This window comes from Nocardioides sp. NBC_00163, assembly GCF_045206295.1.
In the GTDB taxonomy this organism is placed as follows: domain Bacteria; phylum Actinomycetota; class Actinomycetes; order Propionibacteriales; family Nocardioidaceae; genus Nocardioides.
This window is the reverse complement of record NZ_CP108155.1, coordinates 125,592-143,334: the sequence shown is the minus strand read 5'-3', so window position 1 is coordinate 143,334 and position 17,743 is coordinate 125,592. Positions and strand designations below refer to the sequence as shown.

General features: G+C 70.5%; 21 protein-coding genes. 18 read left to right on the top strand and 3 right to left on the bottom strand.

What is annotated here, in order from left to right; all coding sequences use genetic code 11:
• The first annotated feature begins 20 nt into the window (after positions 1 to 20).
• The 3 genes from OG801_RS00745 to OG801_RS00735 are packed head-to-tail and all read left to right on the top strand — an operon-like array spanning position 21 to position 1,992.
• Complete coding sequence (locus OG801_RS00745) at positions 21 to 356, top strand: metalloregulator ArsR/SmtB family transcription factor (RefSeq protein WP_141804731.1); 336 nt, start codon at positions 21 to 23, stop codon at positions 354 to 356.
• On the top strand, positions 323 to 1,273 hold the full coding sequence (locus OG801_RS00740) for a cation diffusion facilitator family transporter (protein WP_406032918.1): 951 nt from the start codon (positions 323 to 325) through the stop codon (positions 1,271 to 1,273). Before OG801_RS00745 ends, OG801_RS00740 begins: the two co-directional genes overlap by 34 nt.
• Entirely contained in the window at positions 1,270 to 1,992 is a 723-nt protein-coding gene (locus OG801_RS00735) for a cation transporter (RefSeq protein ID WP_406032917.1), read from the top strand. The genes OG801_RS00740 and OG801_RS00735 overlap by 4 nt, the downstream gene beginning before the upstream one ends.
• 30 nt (positions 1,993 to 2,022) lie before the next feature.
• Here OG801_RS00735 and OG801_RS00730 read toward each other — a convergent pair whose 3' ends face one another.
• Both OG801_RS00730 and OG801_RS00725 read right to left on the bottom strand, forming a co-directional pair.
• Complete coding sequence (locus tag OG801_RS00730; RefSeq protein ID WP_355019445.1) at positions 2,023 to 2,433, bottom strand: RpiB/LacA/LacB family sugar-phosphate isomerase; 411 nt, start codon at positions 2,431 to 2,433, stop codon at positions 2,023 to 2,025.
• Between the two features lie 22 nt (positions 2,434 to 2,455).
• Complete coding sequence (locus tag OG801_RS00725; protein WP_406032914.1) at positions 2,456 to 2,908, bottom strand: nuclear transport factor 2 family protein; 453 nt, start codon at positions 2,906 to 2,908, stop codon at positions 2,456 to 2,458.
• A gap of 87 nt (positions 2,909 to 2,995) precedes the next feature.
• On the opposite strand from OG801_RS00725, the gene OG801_RS00720 reads away from it, so the two are divergent.
• Positions 2,996 to 3,865, top strand: a complete 870-nt coding sequence (locus OG801_RS00720; RefSeq protein WP_406032912.1) for an alpha/beta hydrolase — start codon at positions 2,996 to 2,998, stop codon at positions 3,863 to 3,865.
• Here OG801_RS00720 and OG801_RS00715 read toward each other — a convergent pair whose 3' ends face one another.
• Positions 3,866 to 4,705, bottom strand: coding sequence for an LLM class F420-dependent oxidoreductase (locus OG801_RS00715; RefSeq protein WP_355019442.1), 840 nt, complete (start codon positions 4,703 to 4,705; stop codon positions 3,866 to 3,868).
• A gap of 62 nt (positions 4,706 to 4,767) precedes the next feature.
• Between OG801_RS00715 and OG801_RS00710 the strand changes: the two genes are divergently transcribed.
• From OG801_RS00710 to OG801_RS00645, 14 genes are all read left to right on the top strand, one after another.
• Positions 4,768 to 6,375, top strand: a complete 1,608-nt coding sequence (locus tag OG801_RS00710) for a GMC family oxidoreductase (RefSeq protein WP_406032910.1) — start codon at positions 4,768 to 4,770, stop codon at positions 6,373 to 6,375.
• Positions 6,376 to 7,164 carry an enoyl-CoA hydratase-related protein gene (locus OG801_RS00705; RefSeq protein ID WP_406032908.1) on the top strand — a complete coding sequence of 263 codons (789 nt, stop codon included), beginning with the start codon at positions 6,376 to 6,378 and terminating at the stop codon, positions 7,162 to 7,164.
• Between the two features lie 76 nt (positions 7,165 to 7,240).
• Positions 7,241 to 7,789, top strand: coding sequence for a TetR/AcrR family transcriptional regulator (locus OG801_RS00700; RefSeq protein WP_406032906.1), 549 nt, complete (start codon positions 7,241 to 7,243; stop codon positions 7,787 to 7,789).
• A gap of 1 nt (position 7,790) precedes the next feature.
• Positions 7,791 to 9,026, top strand: a complete 1,236-nt coding sequence (locus OG801_RS00695; RefSeq protein ID WP_406032904.1) for a cytochrome P450 — start codon at positions 7,791 to 7,793, stop codon at positions 9,024 to 9,026.
• A complete protein-coding gene (locus OG801_RS00690; RefSeq protein ID WP_406032903.1) occupies positions 9,023 to 9,802 on the top strand; it encodes an SDR family oxidoreductase in 780 nt (259 codons plus the stop codon). Before OG801_RS00695 ends, OG801_RS00690 begins: the two co-directional genes overlap by 4 nt.
• Positions 9,799 to 11,154 carry a cytochrome P450 gene (locus tag OG801_RS00685; RefSeq protein WP_406032901.1) on the top strand — a complete coding sequence of 452 codons (1,356 nt, stop codon included), beginning with the start codon at positions 9,799 to 9,801 and terminating at the stop codon, positions 11,152 to 11,154. The genes OG801_RS00690 and OG801_RS00685 overlap by 4 nt, the downstream gene beginning before the upstream one ends.
• Positions 11,151 to 11,345 (top strand): ferredoxin, encoded by a 195-nt coding sequence (locus OG801_RS00680; protein ID WP_406032899.1) that lies wholly within the window; start codon positions 11,151 to 11,153, stop codon positions 11,343 to 11,345. Before OG801_RS00685 ends, OG801_RS00680 begins: the two co-directional genes overlap by 4 nt.
• Positions 11,346 to 11,948, top strand: coding sequence for a hypothetical protein (locus OG801_RS00675; RefSeq protein WP_406032897.1), 603 nt, complete (start codon positions 11,346 to 11,348; stop codon positions 11,946 to 11,948).
• A complete protein-coding gene (locus OG801_RS00670) occupies positions 11,945 to 13,426 on the top strand; it encodes an aldehyde dehydrogenase (RefSeq protein ID WP_406032895.1) in 1,482 nt (493 codons plus the stop codon). Before OG801_RS00675 ends, OG801_RS00670 begins: the two co-directional genes overlap by 4 nt.
• Positions 13,423 to 14,187 (top strand): SDR family oxidoreductase, encoded by a 765-nt coding sequence (locus OG801_RS00665; protein ID WP_406032893.1) that lies wholly within the window; start codon positions 13,423 to 13,425, stop codon positions 14,185 to 14,187. The genes OG801_RS00670 and OG801_RS00665 overlap by 4 nt, the downstream gene beginning before the upstream one ends.
• Positions 14,184 to 15,056: an NAD(P)-dependent oxidoreductase gene (locus tag OG801_RS00660; RefSeq protein WP_406032891.1), complete on the top strand. Its 873-nt coding sequence runs from the start codon at positions 14,184 to 14,186 to the stop codon at positions 15,054 to 15,056. Before OG801_RS00665 ends, OG801_RS00660 begins: the two co-directional genes overlap by 4 nt.
• A gap of 15 nt (positions 15,057 to 15,071) precedes the next feature.
• Positions 15,072 to 15,497 (top strand): carboxymuconolactone decarboxylase family protein, encoded by a 426-nt coding sequence (locus OG801_RS00655; RefSeq protein WP_406032889.1) that lies wholly within the window; start codon positions 15,072 to 15,074, stop codon positions 15,495 to 15,497.
• Entirely contained in the window at positions 15,494 to 17,110 is a 1,617-nt protein-coding gene (locus OG801_RS00650; protein ID WP_406032887.1) for an FAD-dependent oxidoreductase, read from the top strand. Before OG801_RS00655 ends, OG801_RS00650 begins: the two co-directional genes overlap by 4 nt.
• A 207-nt stretch (positions 17,111 to 17,317) precedes the next feature.
• Positions 17,318 to 17,743: a nitroreductase/quinone reductase family protein gene (locus OG801_RS00645; RefSeq protein ID WP_406032885.1), complete on the top strand. Its 426-nt coding sequence runs from the start codon at positions 17,318 to 17,320 to the stop codon at positions 17,741 to 17,743.

Below are 17,743 nucleotides of genomic sequence, written 5' to 3'. Positions count from 1 at the left end.
TTTCGGTGTACTGTCGCGGCATGGTCACCGCCACCACATCGTCTCTGGACGCTCTCGCCCGGTTCGGGCACGCCCTCTCCGACGCCACCCGGGCCCGGGTCCTGATGCAGCTGCGCGAGGGTCCGGCCTACCCGGCCGAGCTGTCCGAGTCGTTGGGCGTGACGCGCCAGTCGATGTCGAACCACCTGGCCTGCCTGCGTGGCTGCGGCCTGGTCGTCGCCGTCCCCGAGGGCAGGCGGACCCGCTACGAGCTCGCCGACGGCCGCCTCGCGCATGCTCTGGCTGACCTGCACGACCTGATCCTGGTCACCGATCCGGAAGCATGCCGCGACTCCGCCGAGCAGGGCTGCTGCTGATGGGCCACGGGCACGGACACGGTCACGGCGCCGCGGTGGGCCACGCCGGCGGCAGGCACCGGTGGCGCCTGGCCGTCACCTTCGCCATGGTGTCGGCGTTCCTGGTCGTCGAGCTCGTCGCGGGCCTGTGGTCGGGGTCGTTGGCACTGATCTCCGACGCCGGCCACATGACCGCGGACGTCGTCGCGCTGGGTGCGGCGCTGATCGCGACCCGGATCGCCACCCGCGCCGACACCACCGGTCGCCGCACCTACGGCTCCTACCGGGTCGAGGTGTTCGCCTCCGGGCTGACCGTCCTGGTGATGCTCGGGGTCGCGGTCTACGTCGTGCTCGAGGCGATCGGCCGCATCGGGGAGGGATCCGAAGTCCAGACCGGGGCGATGCTCGTGGTCGGTGCGATCGGCCTGGCCGTCAACCTGGTCTCGATGCTGCTCCTGCGCGCGGGGGCGAGCGAGTCGCTCAACCTCAAGAGCGCCTACTTCGAGGTGGTCGCCGACGCCGCCGGCAGCGTCGGTGTGATCGTGGCCGGACTGCTGGTCGCCGCCACCGGGCAGCCGCTGTGGGACACGGCCGTCGCCGTCGCGATCGGAGTCTTCGTCGCCGTACGCGCCATCGCTCTGGGCCGTCAGGTCCTGGCGGTCCTTGGCCAGCACGTCCCCGAGGGCATGGAGGTCGACCAGGTCGTCGCCGACCTCGAAGCGGTCCCGGGCGTGGACGGCGTTCACGACCTGCATGTGTGGACGTTGACCTCCGGGATGCATGTCGCCACCGCGCATCTCGTCCTGGATGCGGGCACCGATGCCCAGGCCGTGCTGGCTGAGGCGCAGAGCGCGCTCGCCACCCGGCACCAGATCGAGCATGCCACCCTGCAGACCGAGACCGCCCCGACCCGCCAGTGCCATGAGGTGAACTGGTGAGCTCCGAGCTTCCGATCCACGTCATCGGCCGACGCGAGGAAATGCCGCCGCTGTTCTCAGGCCCCGATCCGTCTCGGCGGGCTGTCCTGGTGCGACGGGTCCGCCTCCTGGTCGCTTTCACCATCGCCTACAACGTGATCGAGGCCGTGGTGGCGATCGCGGCCGGAGCGATCGCCGGCTCGGCGGCACTGCTCGGCTTCGGTCTCGACTCGGTCATCGAGGTCTCCTCCGCTCTCGCGGTCGCCTGGCAGTTCGCCGGCCGCGATCCCGAGGCCCGCGAGATGGTCGCGCTGCGGATCATCGCGTTCTCCTTCTTCGGGCTCGCGGCCTTCGTCTCCTATGACGCCGTCACCAGCCTGATCGCCGGGCACGCCGCCGACCACTCCGGTCTCGGCATCGGCGTCGCCGCGCTGAGCCTGCTCGTGATGCCCGCCGCCTCCTGGATCCAGCGCCGCACCGGCAACGAGCTCGGCTCCCACTCCGCCGTGGCCGACTCGAAGCAGACGCTGCTGTGCACCTACATGTCCGCGGCGCTGCTCGTGGGCCTGCTCGCCAACAGCGCCTGGGGCTGGTGGTGGGCCGACTCGGTCGCTGCGCTCGTCATCGCCGCGCTGGCCGTGGGGGAGGGGATCAACGCCTGGCGCGGTGAGGTCTGCTGCACTCCGGCCGGGGCCCTCGCCAGCCACGATGGCTGCGACAAGGGCTGCGCCTGCTGCTGACCGGGCAGCCTCGGGGCTCCCGGGGTGCGCTCACAGCTCGTCGAGGCGTTTGATCGCGGCCGCTTCCTCGGGGTCGGGATCGGTCTCGTCGAGGAAGGCCCGGGTGACCTCGACCGCGACGTCGGGGGCGAGGCGCTTGAGGCTCATCGCCAAGACGTTGGCATCGTTCCACAGGCGCGCGTTGCGGGCGATCCAGGGCTCCCAGGCGAGGGCGGCGCGTACGCCGGGGACCTTGTTGGCGGCGATCGCCGTGCCGGTTCCGGTCCAGCACATCACCACGCCGACGTCGACGCGGCCCTCCGCGACCGCCCGGCCGATGCCGGCGCCGAGGTCGGGCCAGGAGTCGGTCTCGACGACCTCGACGTCACCGCGCTCCCGCAGCTCGGCGAGCACGGCCCGGGTCGTCTCGTTCTCGTCGTCGCTTCCGAAGGCGATCCGCATGGTGCCGAACCTACCCTCGTGCTCAGGCGTGCGTGGCCGGTCCGCCGGGTCCGGTGAACTTCGCGCTGGGCTGGTCCTTCAGACTGGTGGTCAGCTCCCAGGTGCGCTGGTAGCCGGTGTGAGCGATGCGCCAGCCGAGCGGCGTACGGGCGTAGCGGTCCTCGTAGAAGGCGGCGCCTTCGAGGGCGAACTCGTAGGCGGGGGCGAAGACCTTGTCGTAGAGATACCAGCGGCCGGTGGCCGCATCGCCGTCGACCGCGATCTCCGGGTGGTGGAGGTGGTGCATCGTGATGATCTCCGCGGGCAGGTTGGTCCGCATGTAGTCGACCAGCTCGGCGGGCGAGGTGAACGAGAGCCCGGCGTAGTCGGCGGTGGCGTCGTCGCTGAAGCAGGTGGCGAACTCGTCCCACTGCTTGGTGTCGAGAAGGCGTACGTAGCGGTACTTGAGCTGCTCTATCTCGCTGATGTCACTCATGCGCCGATCATAGTAGAACGTGTTCTATTCCGGGCGGCGTCTGTGCGAGCTGTGCGGTGACGTTCGACCGCCGGTCGGCCGTAGGTCATGACGAAGACCGTCGCCGAGGTGCAGGATCACGGTGTGGACGGGATGGTCGAGCTGCGCCAGCGGCGGGCGGCGCTGTTGGCGAACCGCCGCCTGACCTGGGTGTTCGGGGTGGACGACCCGGGGGTGGTGGTGCGCGAGGCATGGGTCGGCGAGATCCGGCTGCGCGTCCACACCCCGCGAGCCCCGGCCGCGGGGCGGCCGCTCGTGCTGGCCTTCCATGGTGGCGGCTGGTGCTGGGGATCGCCCGAGCAGTCGCGTTGGATGGCCGGCCGGATCGCGGCGCGCACTGGGGCGATCGTGGTCGCGCCGGCCTACCGGCTCGCCCCGGAGCATCCCTATCCGGCGGCGGTCGAAGACAGCTGGGCCGTGCTGATGTGGGTCGTGGCGAACGCCGACGAGCTGGGCGCCGATCCGACGAGGGTCGCCGTGCTGGGCGACAGCGCCGGTGGCACGCTGGCCGCGGTCCTGGCGTTGCGCGCCCGGGACGAGGGCGAGTCCCGGATCCGCGGGCAGGTGCTGATCTATCCGCTCGTCGATCTCGTCGGCCTGCGTGGCCCGGGACTGGGCGGGATCGTGGATCACTACCTCGGCAAAGACGTGTCGCTCGCCGAGGAGTGGTCGGCCTCGCCGCTGCGAGCGCGGTCCCATGCGGGTCTGCCGCCCGCGCTGGTGCTCACCGCGCGGTTCGACCCGATGCGCTCGCACGCCGAGCGCTACGCAAATGCGCTGCGTACGGCTGGGGTGGAGGTCGCCGTTCACTGCCCGCGGCTGGCGACCCACGCCTATCTCACCCTGCCGGGCATCTCGCCGGCCTCGCGAGGCGGCCTGGCGCGGATCGTCGGCTTCCTGCGCGAGCGGCTGGGCTGATCAGCCGAGGTCGAGCCTGCCCGCCAGCTTGTCGAGGTAGGTGAGCACGCCTGCCGGCTCGGTGTCGGGGACGCCCCAGATCAGCTCGTCGGCCACCGACCACTCGGCCAGGTCGTCGGGTGTCGGCCGCTTCGCGACGAGGACGCGTACCTCGGGCTTGCCCTCGCGGCCCGCCGACTCCCACTCGTCCTGCAGCGTCTTCACCTTGTCGCCGATGCCGGCCTCGGTCGGGGTCGACATCCAGCCCTCCGCGTTGCGGGCGATCCAGCGCAGCGTCTTGGGGCCGCCGCCGGCACCGACGATCGTCGGGATCCGGCCCTGCGGTGGCTTCGGGTAGGCCCAGGACGGGCCGAAGGAGACGAAGTCGCCCTGATAGGCCGCCTCCTCCTCGGTCCACAGCGCCCGCATCGCCTCCAGGTACTCCTTCAGTGCGGTGCGCTTGCGGTCGCCCGGGATGCCGTGGTCGGCGAGTTCGTCGGTGTTCCAGCCGAATCCGACCCCGAGCGAGACCCGGCCGCCGGAGAGGTGGTCGAGGGTCGCGATCGTCTTGGCGAGCGTGATCGGGTCGGACTCGACCGGCAGTGCGACGGCCGTGGAGAGCCCGATCCGCGAGGTGACCGCGGCGCAGGTCCCGAGGGTGACCCAGGGGTCGAGCGTACGCAGGTAGCGGTCGTCGGGGAGCTCGGCGCCGCCGGTGGGGTGCAGGGCGTCGCGGCGCACCGGGATGTGGGTGTGCTCGGGCACGTAGAACGTGTCGAAGCCACGCTCCTCGGCGGCGGTGGCGAGCTCGGCGGGCGCGATGCCGCGGTCCGAGGTGAACAGGACGATGCCGTGGCGCATGACACAACAGTAGAACGTGTTCTAGTCTTTGCGGAAGGGATCAACGGGAGAGAGAAGTGAACATGGAAGCCGACTACATCGTCGTAGGCGCCGGGAGTGCGGGCTGCGCCACCGCTCGCAGGCTGGCCGAGAGCGGTGCCAGCGTGATCGTGATCGAGGCGGGAACCAAGGACACCGCCTTCGGGATCAAGAACCTGCTCGAGCTCCCCGGCGCGGTCGCCGCGATGCTCTCCACGCCACAGCTGAAGAAGCTGGTCGACTGGGGCTACAAGTCGGTCCCGCAGAGCGCCGCCCTCGACCGGGTCATCCCGATGACCCGCGGCAAGGTGCTGGGCGGCTCGTCCTCGATCAACGGCATGCTCTGGGTGCGCGGCAACCGCCAGAACTTCGACGACTGGGCGGCCGACGGCGCGACCGGATGGTCCTACGACGACGTGCTCCCGGCGTTCAAGCGGATGGAGGACTTCGAGGGCGGCGGCGACGAGTTCCGCGGCCAGGGCGGGCCGGTGAAGGTGCGCTACCAGAAGGACCTCACCCCGGCGACGCAGACCTGGCTCGACGAGGCGCCCAAGCGGCTCGGGGTCAGCGCGCTCGACGACTACAACGGCAAGGAGCAGGAGGGTGTCGGTGTCGTCCAGCTCAGCGCGTCCGAGGGGCGCCGCTACTCGGCCTCGAAGGCCTACCTGCGCGAGCAGCCGCTGGACAACCTGCTGATCCTGACCAAGGCCCAGGTCACCCGCGTACGGATCGAGGGCCCGCGCGCCACCGGCGTCGAGGTCGTCGGTGCCGACGGCGACAAGCAGACCATCCGGGCGACCCGCGAGGTCATCGTGGCGGCCGGCGTCTACGGCTCACCGCACCTGCTGATGCTCTCCGGAATCGGTCATTCCGACCACCTCCGCGACCACGGCATCCAGGTCCACGCCGACCTTCCCGTCGGCGACAACTTCCACGACCACCTCTTCGTGCCGGTCTCGTTCCGGATGGATTCGGCGCTGCGGCGGCCCACGCCGGCCTACTTCGCCGCTGGCTTCGCGAAGTCGCGGCTCACCCGCAAGGGCTGGGCTGCCGGCTCGCAGTTCGAGGCCTTCGGGTTCGTACGCAGCGCCTTGGCCGATCAGGTCCCCGACCTGCAGCTGCACGTCCTCTACTGGGTCTACCCGTTCCCGAACCAGGACGGCGACAAGGCCATCCGGCCGCCGACGAGCAAGCCCGGCCTGTGCATCCTGCCCACGCTGATCTACCCGGAGAGCCGCGGCACCGTACGCCTGGCCAGTGCCGACCCGCTCGCGCACCCGCTGCTCGACCCGGCCTACCTGAAGTCCGGCAAGGACACCGAGGTGCTCCTGGACGGGATCGCGAAGGTGCGCGAGATGATGGTCGGTCTCGGGGACAACCAGGGCGAGATCTCGCCCGGCCCGTCGTACGCCACCGATGAGGCGACCCGTGAGCTGCTGCCCAACATCGTGCACAGCGTCTACCACGGCGTCGGCACCTGCCGGATGGGGTCGGACGAGCGCGCCGTGGTCGACCCGTCGCTGCGGGTGTTGGGCATCGACGGCCTGCGCGTCGCCGACGCGAGCGTGATGCCCTCGATCACCGGTGGCAACACCAACGCGCCCTCGATCATGATCGGGGAGCGCGCCGCCGACCTGATCCTGGGGGCATAGATGTCCGACCTGCTGCTGAGCCAGGACCGCGACCGCGTCCGTACGCTCACCCTCAACCGTCCCGACCAGCTCAACGCGTTCAGCCAGGCGCTCTACGTCGCTCTCGCCGAGGCGCTGCGCGAGGCCGACGAGGACCCGGAGGTGGCGGTCGTGCTGCTGACCGGGACCGGCCGGGCCTTCTCGGCGGGCACCGACCTGATCGAGATGAAGGAGACCGCCTCGGGTGGCGACGAGAGCGCCGCCCACGGGTTCATCGGCCTCGTCGACTCCCTGGCGGCGTTCTCCAAGCCGCTGGTCGTCGCCGTCAACGGGCTGGGTCTCGGCATCGGCGTGACGCTCCTGGGCTTCGCCGACCTGGTCCTCGCCTCGACGAAGGCGAGGTTCAAGACGCCGTTCACCACGCTCGGGGTCGCGCCGGAGGCGGCCTCGAGCTTCCTGTTCCCGCGGCTGATCGGGCGCCAGAACGCCGCCTGGATGCTGATGTCGGGGGAGTGGTTCAGTGCCGAGGAGGCCCACGAGATGGGGCTCGTCTGGCGGGTCACCGAGCCAGAGGAGCTTCTCGAGGTCGCCTGGGGTCACGCCGCCACCCTCGCTGCGAGGCCGATCAGCAGCCTGGTCGCGGTCAAGGAGACGATGACCGCGTCGCTGCGCCCTGGGATCGAGGCTGCCCGGGAGCTCGAGAACGCCAAGTTCGCCGAGCTGCTCGGCGGTCCCGCCAACATCGAGGCGCTCGTCGCCTTCGCCGAGGGGCGGGAGCCCGACTTCACCAGGCTTCCGCCCGGGGCCTGAACCGGGCACAACGGGACTCCGATTCCGTCGTGGTCACCCCCTTGCCCGAAACGAGAACGTGTTCTAATCTGGACACGTGTCCAGCGCAACGAGCACCCGCCAGGCGGAGACGGTCGAGCGAGTATTCGCCGCAGGTCTGGCCGAGCTGCGCGAAGTGGGGCACGAGGCACTGACCGTCCGTTCGGTCGCTGCCCGGGCCGGGGTCTCCCCGGCCACGGCGTACACCTACCTCGCCTCCAAGAACCATCTCTTCGCCGAGCTCTTCTGGCGCCATCTGGCCGAGACGCCGGCGGTCGAGGAGACCGGATCCCGCGTGGAGCGGGTGCAGGCGGCCGTACGCAGCCTCACGACCCGGATAGCGGAGGAGCCGGCGCTCGCCGCGGCGGTCACGCCGGCGCTGCTGGGCAGCGATGCCGATGTCGAGCGGCTGCGGCTGCGGATCGGGGCCGAGTTCGCTGCCCGGTTCGAGGCGGCGCTCGGCGAGGGTGCGGCCGAGGCCGAGCGCGAAGCCCTGCTGCTCGCCTTCTCCGGGGCGCTGCTGCAGGCGGGCATGGGCCTGATGACCTACGACGAGATGGCCGACCGGCTCGCCCCGGTCGTCGCCGTGATCGTCGGTAAGGAGTGAGATGACGAGCACTAACACCGAGATCTTCGACCCCTACGACTACGACTTCCACGAGGACCCCTACCCGGTCTATGCCCGGCTGCGGGACGAGGCGCCGCTCTACTACAACGCCTCCGACGACTTCTGGGCGCTCTCCCGGCATGCCGACGTGCACGCCGCGGTGAAGAACGACGTCACCTTCTCCAACCGGATGGGGGTCTCGCTCGACGCCAGCGCCTGGAACACCGACGCCCATCGGGTGATGTCCTTCCTGGCTCTGGACGGCAAGGAGCAGACCCGGCTGCGCAAGCTTGTCTCGGCCGGTTTCACCCCGCGCCGCGTACGCGAGCTCACCCCGCAGATCCAGGCGCTCGCCGACCACTACCTCGACGCGCTGATCGCGGCCTGCGCCGAGACCGGAGAGGCGGACTGGATCGCCGAGCTCGCCGGCAAGCTCCCGATGGACGTCATCTCGGAGATGATGGGCGTCCCCGTCGCCGACCGCGACGAGGTGCGCCGCCTGGCCGACCTGGTGGTGCACCGTGAGGACGGCGTACGCGACGTACCGGAGGCCGGGATGACAGCCGCGCTCGAGCTGATCGGCTACTACGCCGAGATGGTCGCGCAGCGGCGCAAGCAGCCCAGCGAGGACCTCACCTCGGCACTCATCGAGGCCGAGGTCGACGGCGACCGGCTGCTCGACCACGAGGTGATCGCGTTCCTGTTCCTGATGGTCGTGGCAGGCAACGAGACCACGACCAAGCTGCTCGGCAACGCGCTCTTCCACCTCGGCGCCCACCCGTCCCAGCTCGCCGAGGTCTTCGCCGATCCCGAGGACACCGCGCCGGTGGGCTCGTGGATCGAGGAGACCCTGCGACATGACACCTCCAGCCAGATGCTGGCCCGCTACGTCGCCGAGGACGTCGAGCTCCACGGCCAGGTCGTTCCGGCCGGGTCGAAGCTGCTCGTCCTGCTCGGCTCGGCCAACCGCGACGACCGTGTCTTCACCGCCCCGGACGTCTTCGACATCCATCGCCCCTCCGACGAGCTCGGCAGGATCATGAGCTTCGGCGTCGGCCGGCACTTCTGTCTCGGCGCCAACCTCGCCCGGCTGGAGGCTCGCGTCGTGCTGGCGGAGCTGGTGCGGCGTACGTCTGGCTTCGAGGTCCACGCCGGCCGTGCTGTCCGCGTGCACTCCACCAGCGTGCGTGGGTTCGCCGAGCTGCCCGTCACGTTCGCCTGGAGGGCTGTCAGATGAGCAAGTACGCACAGCCCGACCGCCGCCCGGCGGTGATCACCGGCGCCTCCTCCGGGATCGGCGCGGAGACCGCGAAAGCGCTGGCCACGGAAGGTTTCCCGGTCGCGCTCGGTGCCCGGCGGCTCGACCGGGTCGAGGAGATCGCCGCCGCGATCCGGGCCGACGGGGGAGAGGCGGTCGCGCATCCCCTCGACGTGACCTCGGACGAGTCGGTCGCCGAGTTCGCCGCGAAGGCGGTGGCCGACCTGGGCGAGGTCGAGGTCGTGGTCAGCAACGCCGGCGTCACCCATCCGGGCGCGACCGTCGACGTCTCCACCGAGACCTTCGGCGGCCAGGTCGACGTCAACCTGCTCGGCGCCCACCGGATCCTGCGCGCCTTCGGGCCCGGGATGATCGAGCGGCAGCGCGGCGACCTGGTCTTCCTCTCCTCCGACGTGGCGGTCAAGCCGCGGCCGTTCATGGGAGCGTACGCAGCCTCCAAGTGGGGCCTGGAAGGCATGGTCAACGCGCTCCAGATGGAGCTCGAGGGCACCGGCGTCCGGGCCTCCATCGTGCGACCCGGTCCCACCCACTCCGACATCGGCAACGAGTGGCCCGCCGAGCTCGGCGGCTTCGTGCTGGAGCAGTGGGTCAGATGGGGCCTCGCCCGCCACCCGCACTTCCTCAAGGCCCGGGCGCTGGCCGACGCGATCACGTCGGTCGTGACCGCCAAGCGCGGAGTCCACATCAGCACCATCGACGTCAACCCCGAAGCCCCTGTGCAGGAGCCACGATGACGATCCCCACAGTCTCCACCGTCCTAGGCGACCAGGACCCCAGCGTCCCCGAGATCATCCGCGGCACCGGACATCTGCCGGAGATGCGGGTCGACCCGATCTCGCTGTTCACCCGCGTCCGCGAGGAGTGCGGCGACCTCGGGCGCTTTCGGCTCGCCGACAAGGACGTCGTCCTGGTCACCGGAGCCGAGGCCAACGAGGCGTTCTTCCGGGCGCCCGACGAGGTGCTCGACCAGGCGGCCGCGTACCCGTTCATGACGCCGATCTTCGGCAAGGGCGTCGTCTTCGACGCCTCTCCGGAGGAGCGGCAGCAGATGCTGAAGAACCAGGCGCTGCGCGGCGACATGATGCGCGGGCACGCGCAGACGATCGAGGCCGAGATCCGCCGGATGATCGCCGGCTGGGGCGATGAGGGCGAGATCGACCTGCTCGACTTCTTCGCCGAGCTGACCATCTACACCACCTCGGCGTGCCTGGTCGGGAAGCCGTTCCGCGAGGAGCTCGACTCCTCCTTCGCCCAGCACTACCACGAGCTGGAGCACGGCACGGACGCGATCGCGTACGTCGACGCCTACGCCGACATCGAGAGCTTCCGGATGCGCGATGCCGCCCGGGAGAAGCTCGTCGCGCTGGTCCAGGCGATCATCGACAAGCGCGTCGCGCGTGGGAAGGTGCCGAAGGACGAGCGGGATCTGCTCGACGTGCTCATCTCGATCGAGATGGACACCGACACCATCACCGGCGTCTTCATCTCGATGATGTTCGCCGGCCACCACACCTCCTCCGGCACCGCGTCGTGGGCGATGATCGAGCTGCTGCGGAACCCTGAGGTCATGGGCGATGTCGTCCAAGAGCTCGACGAGCTGTACGCCGACGGCAGCGATGTCTCCTTCCAGGCGCTTCGCTCCATCCCGGTGCTCGAGGCGGCGCTCAAGGAGACGCTGCGGCTGCACCCGCCCCTGATCATCCTGATGCGGCTGGTGCGCGAGGACTTCGAGCTGCTCGGCGAGACCATCCCGGCCGGCACCCTGCTCGCCGCCTCGCCACGGGTCTCCAACCGGATCGAGGCCGACTTCCCTAGGCATGCGTCCTTCGACCCGAGCCGCTACATCGACCCGCGCCAGGAGGACATGCAGAACCGCTGGACCTGGATCCCGTTCGGCGCCGGCAAGCACCGCTGCGTCGGCAACGCGTTCGCGATGATGCAGATGAAGGCCATCTTCTCGGTCATCCTGCGCGACTACTCGTTCGAGGCGGCGCAGCCGCTCGAGTCGTACGCCGACGACTTCACCAAGATGGTGATCCAGCTCCAGCAGCCCTGCCGGGTCCGCTACCGGAGGCGGTCGCCGTGAGAATCGCTGCTGACCTGGGGCTCTGCCAGGGGCACCAGGAGTGCCTCGCCGAGGCCCCGGAGCTCTTCGCCTTCGACGACGACAGCTATCAGGTCGTCGTACGCATCACCGAACCGTCCGAGGAGCAGCTTCCCGCCGCGCGTGCGGCCGTGAAGTACTGCCCCGCTTTCGCTCTCAATCTGGAGGACTGAATGGACCGCGCCGAGATCGAGGGGTTCTGGGCCCACTGGCTCGACCTCAACCGGAAGGCGGAGGCCGACGGCAACTGGTCGCCGCTGGCCGACGTGTACGCCGAGAACGCGACGTACGGCTGGATGTACACCCCCGACGAGCACTTCATGGCCGTGGGCCGCGAGCAGATCCGGGAGTGGGCGCTCGGCACCGAGATGGCTGGGCTCGAGGGCTGGCACTACGACTACCAGGCGACGGTCATCGACGACGTCAACGCCATGGTGATCGGCTTCTGGCGGCAGCGGGCCGGGATCGTCGACGACGCGACCGGCGAGGAGTACGAGATCCTGGGGATCGGCGGCTCCTGGTTCGGGGTCGCACCGCGGCCCGACGGCGACGGGCTGGAGTTCGCCTGGCAGCGGGACTGGTTCGACCTCGGGTCCACCGCGACCACCTTCCTCGACATCGTCAAGGCGAAGAAGGCCACCGCCGGGCTGCTGGAGCGGATGTCGCTGAAGGGCATCGAGCAGCCAGGCCACTACCGCCTCGCCGACCTGCCCTCGTCCGTCTGGCCGCCGCCGGTGGCGGCCGGGAACTTCGTCACCCAGGAGCTGCCGAGATGACGCGCATCCCCACCAACCCGCCCGCCCAGCAGCTCGTCGACGGCAAGCTCGGCGCGGCCAGCTCCGGCGAGACGTACGCCATCCTCAACCCGGCCACGGGGCAGGAGATCGGGCGCGCGCCCGACTCGACGGCCGAGGACATGGACGCCGCCATCGCGGCCGCGCGGAAGGCCTTCGACGAGACCGACTGGTCGACCGACGTGGCGTACCGGATCCGGTGCCTGCGCCAGCTCCACCAGGCGATCCTCGACAACGCCGAGGTGCTGCGCGAGCTGACCACCGCCGAGGTCGGCGCGCCCGCGTTCCTGGTGGCCGGGCCGCAGTTCGACACCCCGGTCGAGACGTTGCAGTGGACCATCGAGCTCGCCGAGTCCTTCGAGTGGGAGCGGGACCTCGGCGTCGGGGTCACGATGGGGATCTCCTCGCGGCGTACGGTGCGGCGCGAGGCCGTCGGCGTGGTCGCCGCTATCACGCCGTGGAACTTCCCCAACCAGATCAACCTCGCCAAGATCGGACCGGCGCTGGCGGCGGGAAACACGGTGATCCTGAAGCCCGCCCCGGACACGCCATGGCTGGCCGCGGAGCTGGGCCGGCTGGCGGCCGAGCACACCGATCTCCCGCCGGGCGTCTTCAACGTCGTCACCCCGCGCGACAACCGGGTGGCCGCGATGCTGGCCGAGGACCCGCGGGTCGACCTGGTCTCCTTCACCGGATCCACGGCCACCGGCCGGGCGATCATGGCGGCCGCCGCACCCAGCCTGAAGAAGGTCTTCCTCGAGCTCGGCGGCAAGTCCGCGGCGATCGTCCTCGACGACGCCGACATCGCCTCGGCTGCCTCGATGGCGGCTTTCTCGGTAGCCGTTCACGCAGGTCAGGGCTGTGCTCTGACCACCCGGCTGCTGGTGCCTCGCGACTCTTACGACGCAGCCGTCGAGGCGGCCGCCGCGACGATGTCCTCCCTCGGCGCGGGCGACCCGGCCGATGCCGGCACGATCTGTGGCCCGGTGATCTCCGCGGTCCAGCGCGACCGGATCCTCGGCTACCTCGCGCTCGCCGAGGAGGAGGGTGGCCGCATCGCCACCGGTGGCGCCGTCGCGGTCCAGGACGGCGACCTCGCCGGCGGCTTCTGGATCCAGCCCACCGTCGTCGCCGGTCTCGACAACAGCGCCCGCGTAGCCCGCGAGGAGATCTTCGGCCCCGTGCTCACGGTGATCCCGCACGACGGCGACGACGATGCCGTACGCATCGCCAACGACTCGCCCTACGGCCTCTCCGGCTCCGTGGAGTCCGGGTCGCTGGAGCGCGCGAAGTCGGTCGCCGCCCGGATCCGCACCGGCACCATCGGTGTCAACGGCGGCCAGTGGTTCGGCCCCGACGCCCCCTTCGGCGGCTACAAGCAGTCCGGCCTCGGCCGGGAGATGGGTGTCGAAGGCTTCGAGGAGTACCTCGAGACCAAGCTGATCGCGGAGCCGGCATGAGCACAGGAGAGACCATGAGGTTCAAGGACAAGGTCATCGTCGTCACCGGCGCCGCCCAGGGGATCGGCGAGGCGTACGCCAAAGGGCTGGCCGCCGAGGGAGCCGCCGTCGTCGTCGCCGACCTGAACGAGGAGAAGGGGCAGCAGGTCGCCAAGGAGATCGAGGCGTCCGGCGGCGTCGCCAGGTTCGTACGCTGCGACGTCTCCGACCACGCGTCGGCGGCCGCGCTGGTGGCCGAGACGACCGAGGCGTACGGCGGGATCGACGGGCTGGTCAACAACGCCGCGATCTACGGCGACATGGCCTTCGACCTGCTGATCACCGTCGACTGGGACTACTACGAGAAGTTCATGAGCGTGAATCTCAACGGGGCGCTGGTGATGACCCGCGCGGCCTACCCGGCGATGCAGAAGCGGGGCGGCGGGGCGATCGTCAACCAGTCCTCGACCGCCGCCTACCTCTACTCCGGCTTCTACGGGCTGGCAAAGGTCGGCATCAACGGCCTGACCCAGCAGCTCGCCCACGAGCTCGGCGGGATGGACATCCGGGTCAATGCGATCGCGCCGGGGCCGACCGACACCGAGGCGACCCGCACCCAGGCCGGTGACGCGGCCAAGGAGATGACGAAGCAGATGGCGATCAAGCGCCTCGGCACCACCGAGGACATGGTCGGGACCGCGAAGTTCCTCCTCTCCGAGGACTCCTCGTGGATCTCCGGCCAGATCATCGCCGTCGACGGCGGCGGGACGTTCCGGCTGTGACCGCGCTGCCCAGGACGCGAGCCGGGTTCGTCGGGCTCGGCAACATCGGCAAGCCGATGGCGCTCCAGCTCGCCGGTACGGACGGGATCGAGCTGTGGGTGCACGATATCGCCGAGGAGCCCGTCGCCGAGCTCGGTGCCGCCGGTGCGAAGGCGGCCGGCTCGGTCGCCGAGCTGGCCTCGGTCGTCGACGTACTCAGCGTGATGGTGCGCGACGACGACCAGGTGCGCCAGGTGCTCGCCGAGGTGCTCACGTCTGTGGGTGACCGTCCGGGGCACAACCCACTGACGGTCCTGGTGCACTCCACGGTGGCCCCGGAGACACCGGCCGAGCTCGCGGCGACCGCCGAGCCGCACGGGGTGAACGTGCTCGATGCCCCCGTCTCCGGCGGTCCGATGGGAGCCGCCGAAGGCACCTTGGCCATCCTCGTGGGCGGCAGCCCGGAGGCGTACGCAGCGGCCGGCCCGGTCCTGGCCGCGATGGGCTCCAAGGTGGTCCATGCCGGCCCGGTTGGCGCCGGGACGAGGTTCAAGCTGGCCCGCAACCTGCTCCACTTCGCTTCCTTCACCGCCGCCACCGAGGCCCAGCGGCTCGCCGAGGCGGCGGGGCTCGACCTGGTGGCGCTCGGTGAGGTCGTACGCCACACCGACGCGATCACCGGTGGCCCGGGCGCGATCATGCACCGCGGCACCACCGCGCCGATCGAGGAGACCGACTTCTGGCACGGCGTCTTCGGCCACGTGGTCGCGCTGGGGGAGAAGGACCTCGGCTTCGCGATCGCGCTCGCCGACGAGCTCGGCGTCGAGGTGCCGCTCGCCCGGCTCGCGCTCGAGCGCCTGGCGCTGGGGCTCGGGCTGCCCAAGGACTGAACAAGGAACGGACACATGACTTCAGAGCACATGAGTGATGGCATCGACAAGTTCGCCGACCTTCCCGAGCAGCGCGCCAAGGGGCTGCGCAAGATGGAGGAGGTCTACGGCTTCGACATGGCCGACGGCGAGGGCGACTTCTTCCGCTACACCGCCGACCATCTCTTCGGGGACATCTGGCAGCGCCCGGGCCTGACCACCCGCGACCGCCGGCTTCTGCTGATCGGCCTGCTCGCCGGGCAGGGTGCGGCGGACGTGCTCGGGATCCAGGTGCCCGCGGCGTACGCCAACGGCGAGCTCTCCGAGGACGAGCTGCGCGAGATCGTGGTGTTCCTGAGCCACTACGCGGGATGGCCGAACGGTGCCAGGATGAACACGGTCGTCGAGGAGACGATCGGGAAGGCCAAACGGAAGGCTCAGCGGAAGGCTCAGCGCTCATGACCTACGTCATCACCCAGTCGTGCTGCAACGACGCCTCCTGCGTGGAGGTCTGCCCGGTCGACTGCATCCATCCCGGGCCCGACGAGCCGGGCTTCGGCGCCGCCGAGATGCTCTACGTCCACCCCGACGAGTGCATCGACTGCGGCGCGTGCGAGGACGCCTGCCCGGTCAACGCGATCTTCCCCGACTACGAGGTCCCGGACGCGTTCGCGCCCTACGTCGACATCAACGCCGCCTTCTTCGAGTTCACCGGCGAGCAGGAGGAGCCCGCGCCGCTGCCGTCGCTGGGCCCCAAGATCACCGGCAACGGACCGCTCAAGGTGGCCGTGGTCGGGGCCGGTCCGGCCGGTTGGTACGTCGCCGAGGAGCTCGCTGCCACCCGCCGCTGCGACGTCGAGATCACCGTCATCGACCGGCTCGCGACCCCTTACGGCCTGGTCCGCTACGGCGTCGCACCGGACCACCTGGACACCAAGGCGATCGTCTCCGGGTTCGCGAAGACGGCCCGCCACCGCCGCGTGCGGACGCGCTACAACGTCGAGATCGGACGCGACGTCACCCACGAGGAGCTGCTCGGCGCCCACCACGCGGTCGTCTACACCACCGGCGCCGGCGAGGGCCGCAGCCTCGGCCTGCCGGGGGAGGAGCTGCCCGGCTCGACCTCCGCGGCGGAGCTCGTCGGCTGGTACAACGGCCATCCCGACCGAGCCGAGCTCACCTTCCCGCTCGCGCACGAGCGAGCCGTCATCATCGGCAACGGCAACGTCGCCCTCGACCTGGCCAGGCTGCTGCTGGCCGACGAGGCGGCCCTGACGGCCTCCGACCTGGCTCCGGCCGCGCTCTCTGCCCTGGCGGCCAGCGGCATCCGCGAGGTCGTCGTCACTGCCCGCCGCGGCGCCGAGCACGCCGCCTTCACCAGCCCCGAGCTGCGGGCGCTGGCCGACGCCCCGGGCATCGACGTCGTCGTCGACGAGGCGGACCTGACCGCCCTGCCGACCGAGGCGGACACGACCGAACGCAACGCCCACACCTTCGGGGCGCTCCAGAAGGCCGACCTGCTCCGCGACCTGGCCGCCCGGCCGCGTACCGACGCCGCGAAGCGGCTCGTCCTCCGCTTCGGCCTGACGCCCACCGAGATCCTCGGCACGGAGACCGTCACCGGCGTGCGCTTCGCCAGCGGCGAGGAGATCGAGGCCGGGCTGGTGGTCCGGGCCACGGGCTACCGCTCCGCGGGCGTAGCCGGCGTCCCGAACGAGGCGGGTACCGGCCGCTTCCTGCACGAGGCCGGCCGGGTGATCGGGGCCGAGGCCACCTACACCGCGGGCTGGGCGAAGCGCGGTCCCAGCGGAGTGATCGGCACCAACCGCGCCTGTGCCGCGGAGACCGTACGCACCCTGCTCGACGACTATGCCGCGGGCGGCCTTCCCGACCCGACCGAAGAGTCGCTCGATGACCTGTTGGCAGGGAGGGGCGTGACCGTGGTCGACCAAGCCGGCTGGAACACCCTGGACGCCCACGAGTGCGCCTCGGGCGAGGAGACCGGTCGCCCGCGGGTGAAAGTGACCGATCGGACCGAACAGGTCCGCATCGCAACACTGGTCCACGCGCGGTGAGCCTGGCCGGCCCACTGGTGTCCAAGGAGTGAGACCCGCGCGGTGACTAGACGGGTCCTTCGTGGACTTGACGGGCGTTTCAGTGCCCGTCAAGTCCAGGGATACCCGGTCGACCGGGTATCCCACACGGCGCCGCGTTTGACCGGTGCCCGTTGGGCATGTCTGCAAGAGTGGGTGAAAACCGATTCCTCGGGGGAAAGGCACTCCATGTCTGGCAGCGACTACAAGGACTGGAACCAGTCGATCATCGATGAGTTCCGCTCGAACGACGGCAATGTGACCTCGGTGCCGTTCGGGCGCGGGCTCGTGCTCGTGCACCACACCGGCGCCAAGACCGGCACCGAGAGGGTCTCGCCGGTGGCCAACCTGCACCCGGATCCCGACACCTGGCTGATCGCCGCCTCCAAGGCCGGCGCGCCCGAGAACCCGGCGTGGTACCACAACCTTCTCGCTCACCCGGAGACCAAGATCGAGACGCCCGACGAGGGGGTGGTCGAGGTCGAGGTGACCGAGCTGACCGGCGCCGAGCGCGACGGCGCCTGGGAGCGCTTCAAGGCGATGAGCCCCGGGTTCGGCGAGTACGAGGCGAAGACCGACCGGGTCATCCCGGTCCTCGCGCTGCGCAGGCGCTGA

Coding starts and splice junctions, on each gene's coding strand:
- OG801_RS00745 (WP_141804731.1), top strand. CDS start 21: ATGGTCACCGCCACCACATCGTCTCTGGACGCTCTCGCCCGGTTCGGG.
- OG801_RS00740 (WP_406032918.1), top strand. CDS start 323: ATGCCGCGACTCCGCCGAGCAGGGCTGCTGCTGATGGGCCACGGGCAC.
- OG801_RS00730 (WP_355019445.1), bottom strand. CDS start 2,433: ATGCGGATCGCCTTCGGAAGCGACGACGAGAACGAGACGACCCGGGCC.
- OG801_RS00725 (WP_406032914.1), bottom strand. CDS start 2,908: ATGAGTGACATCAGCGAGATAGAGCAGCTCAAGTACCGCTACGTACGC.
- OG801_RS00720 (WP_406032912.1), top strand. CDS start 2,996: ATGACGAAGACCGTCGCCGAGGTGCAGGATCACGGTGTGGACGGGATG.
- OG801_RS00715 (WP_355019442.1), bottom strand. CDS start 4,705: ATGCGCCACGGCATCGTCCTGTTCACCTCGGACCGCGGCATCGCGCCC.
- OG801_RS00710 (WP_406032910.1), top strand. CDS start 4,768: ATGGAAGCCGACTACATCGTCGTAGGCGCCGGGAGTGCGGGCTGCGCC.
- OG801_RS00705 (WP_406032908.1), top strand. CDS start 6,376: ATGTCCGACCTGCTGCTGAGCCAGGACCGCGACCGCGTCCGTACGCTC.
- OG801_RS00695 (WP_406032904.1), top strand. CDS start 7,791: ATGACGAGCACTAACACCGAGATCTTCGACCCCTACGACTACGACTTC.
- OG801_RS00690 (WP_406032903.1), top strand. CDS start 9,023: ATGAGCAAGTACGCACAGCCCGACCGCCGCCCGGCGGTGATCACCGGC.
- OG801_RS00685 (WP_406032901.1), top strand. CDS start 9,799: ATGACGATCCCCACAGTCTCCACCGTCCTAGGCGACCAGGACCCCAGC.
- OG801_RS00675 (WP_406032897.1), top strand. CDS start 11,346: ATGGACCGCGCCGAGATCGAGGGGTTCTGGGCCCACTGGCTCGACCTC.
- OG801_RS00670 (WP_406032895.1), top strand. CDS start 11,945: ATGACGCGCATCCCCACCAACCCGCCCGCCCAGCAGCTCGTCGACGGC.
- OG801_RS00665 (WP_406032893.1), top strand. CDS start 13,423: ATGAGCACAGGAGAGACCATGAGGTTCAAGGACAAGGTCATCGTCGTC.
- OG801_RS00655 (WP_406032889.1), top strand. CDS start 15,072: ATGACTTCAGAGCACATGAGTGATGGCATCGACAAGTTCGCCGACCTT.
- OG801_RS00650 (WP_406032887.1), top strand. CDS start 15,494: ATGACCTACGTCATCACCCAGTCGTGCTGCAACGACGCCTCCTGCGTG.
- OG801_RS00645 (WP_406032885.1), top strand. CDS start 17,318: ATGTCTGGCAGCGACTACAAGGACTGGAACCAGTCGATCATCGATGAG.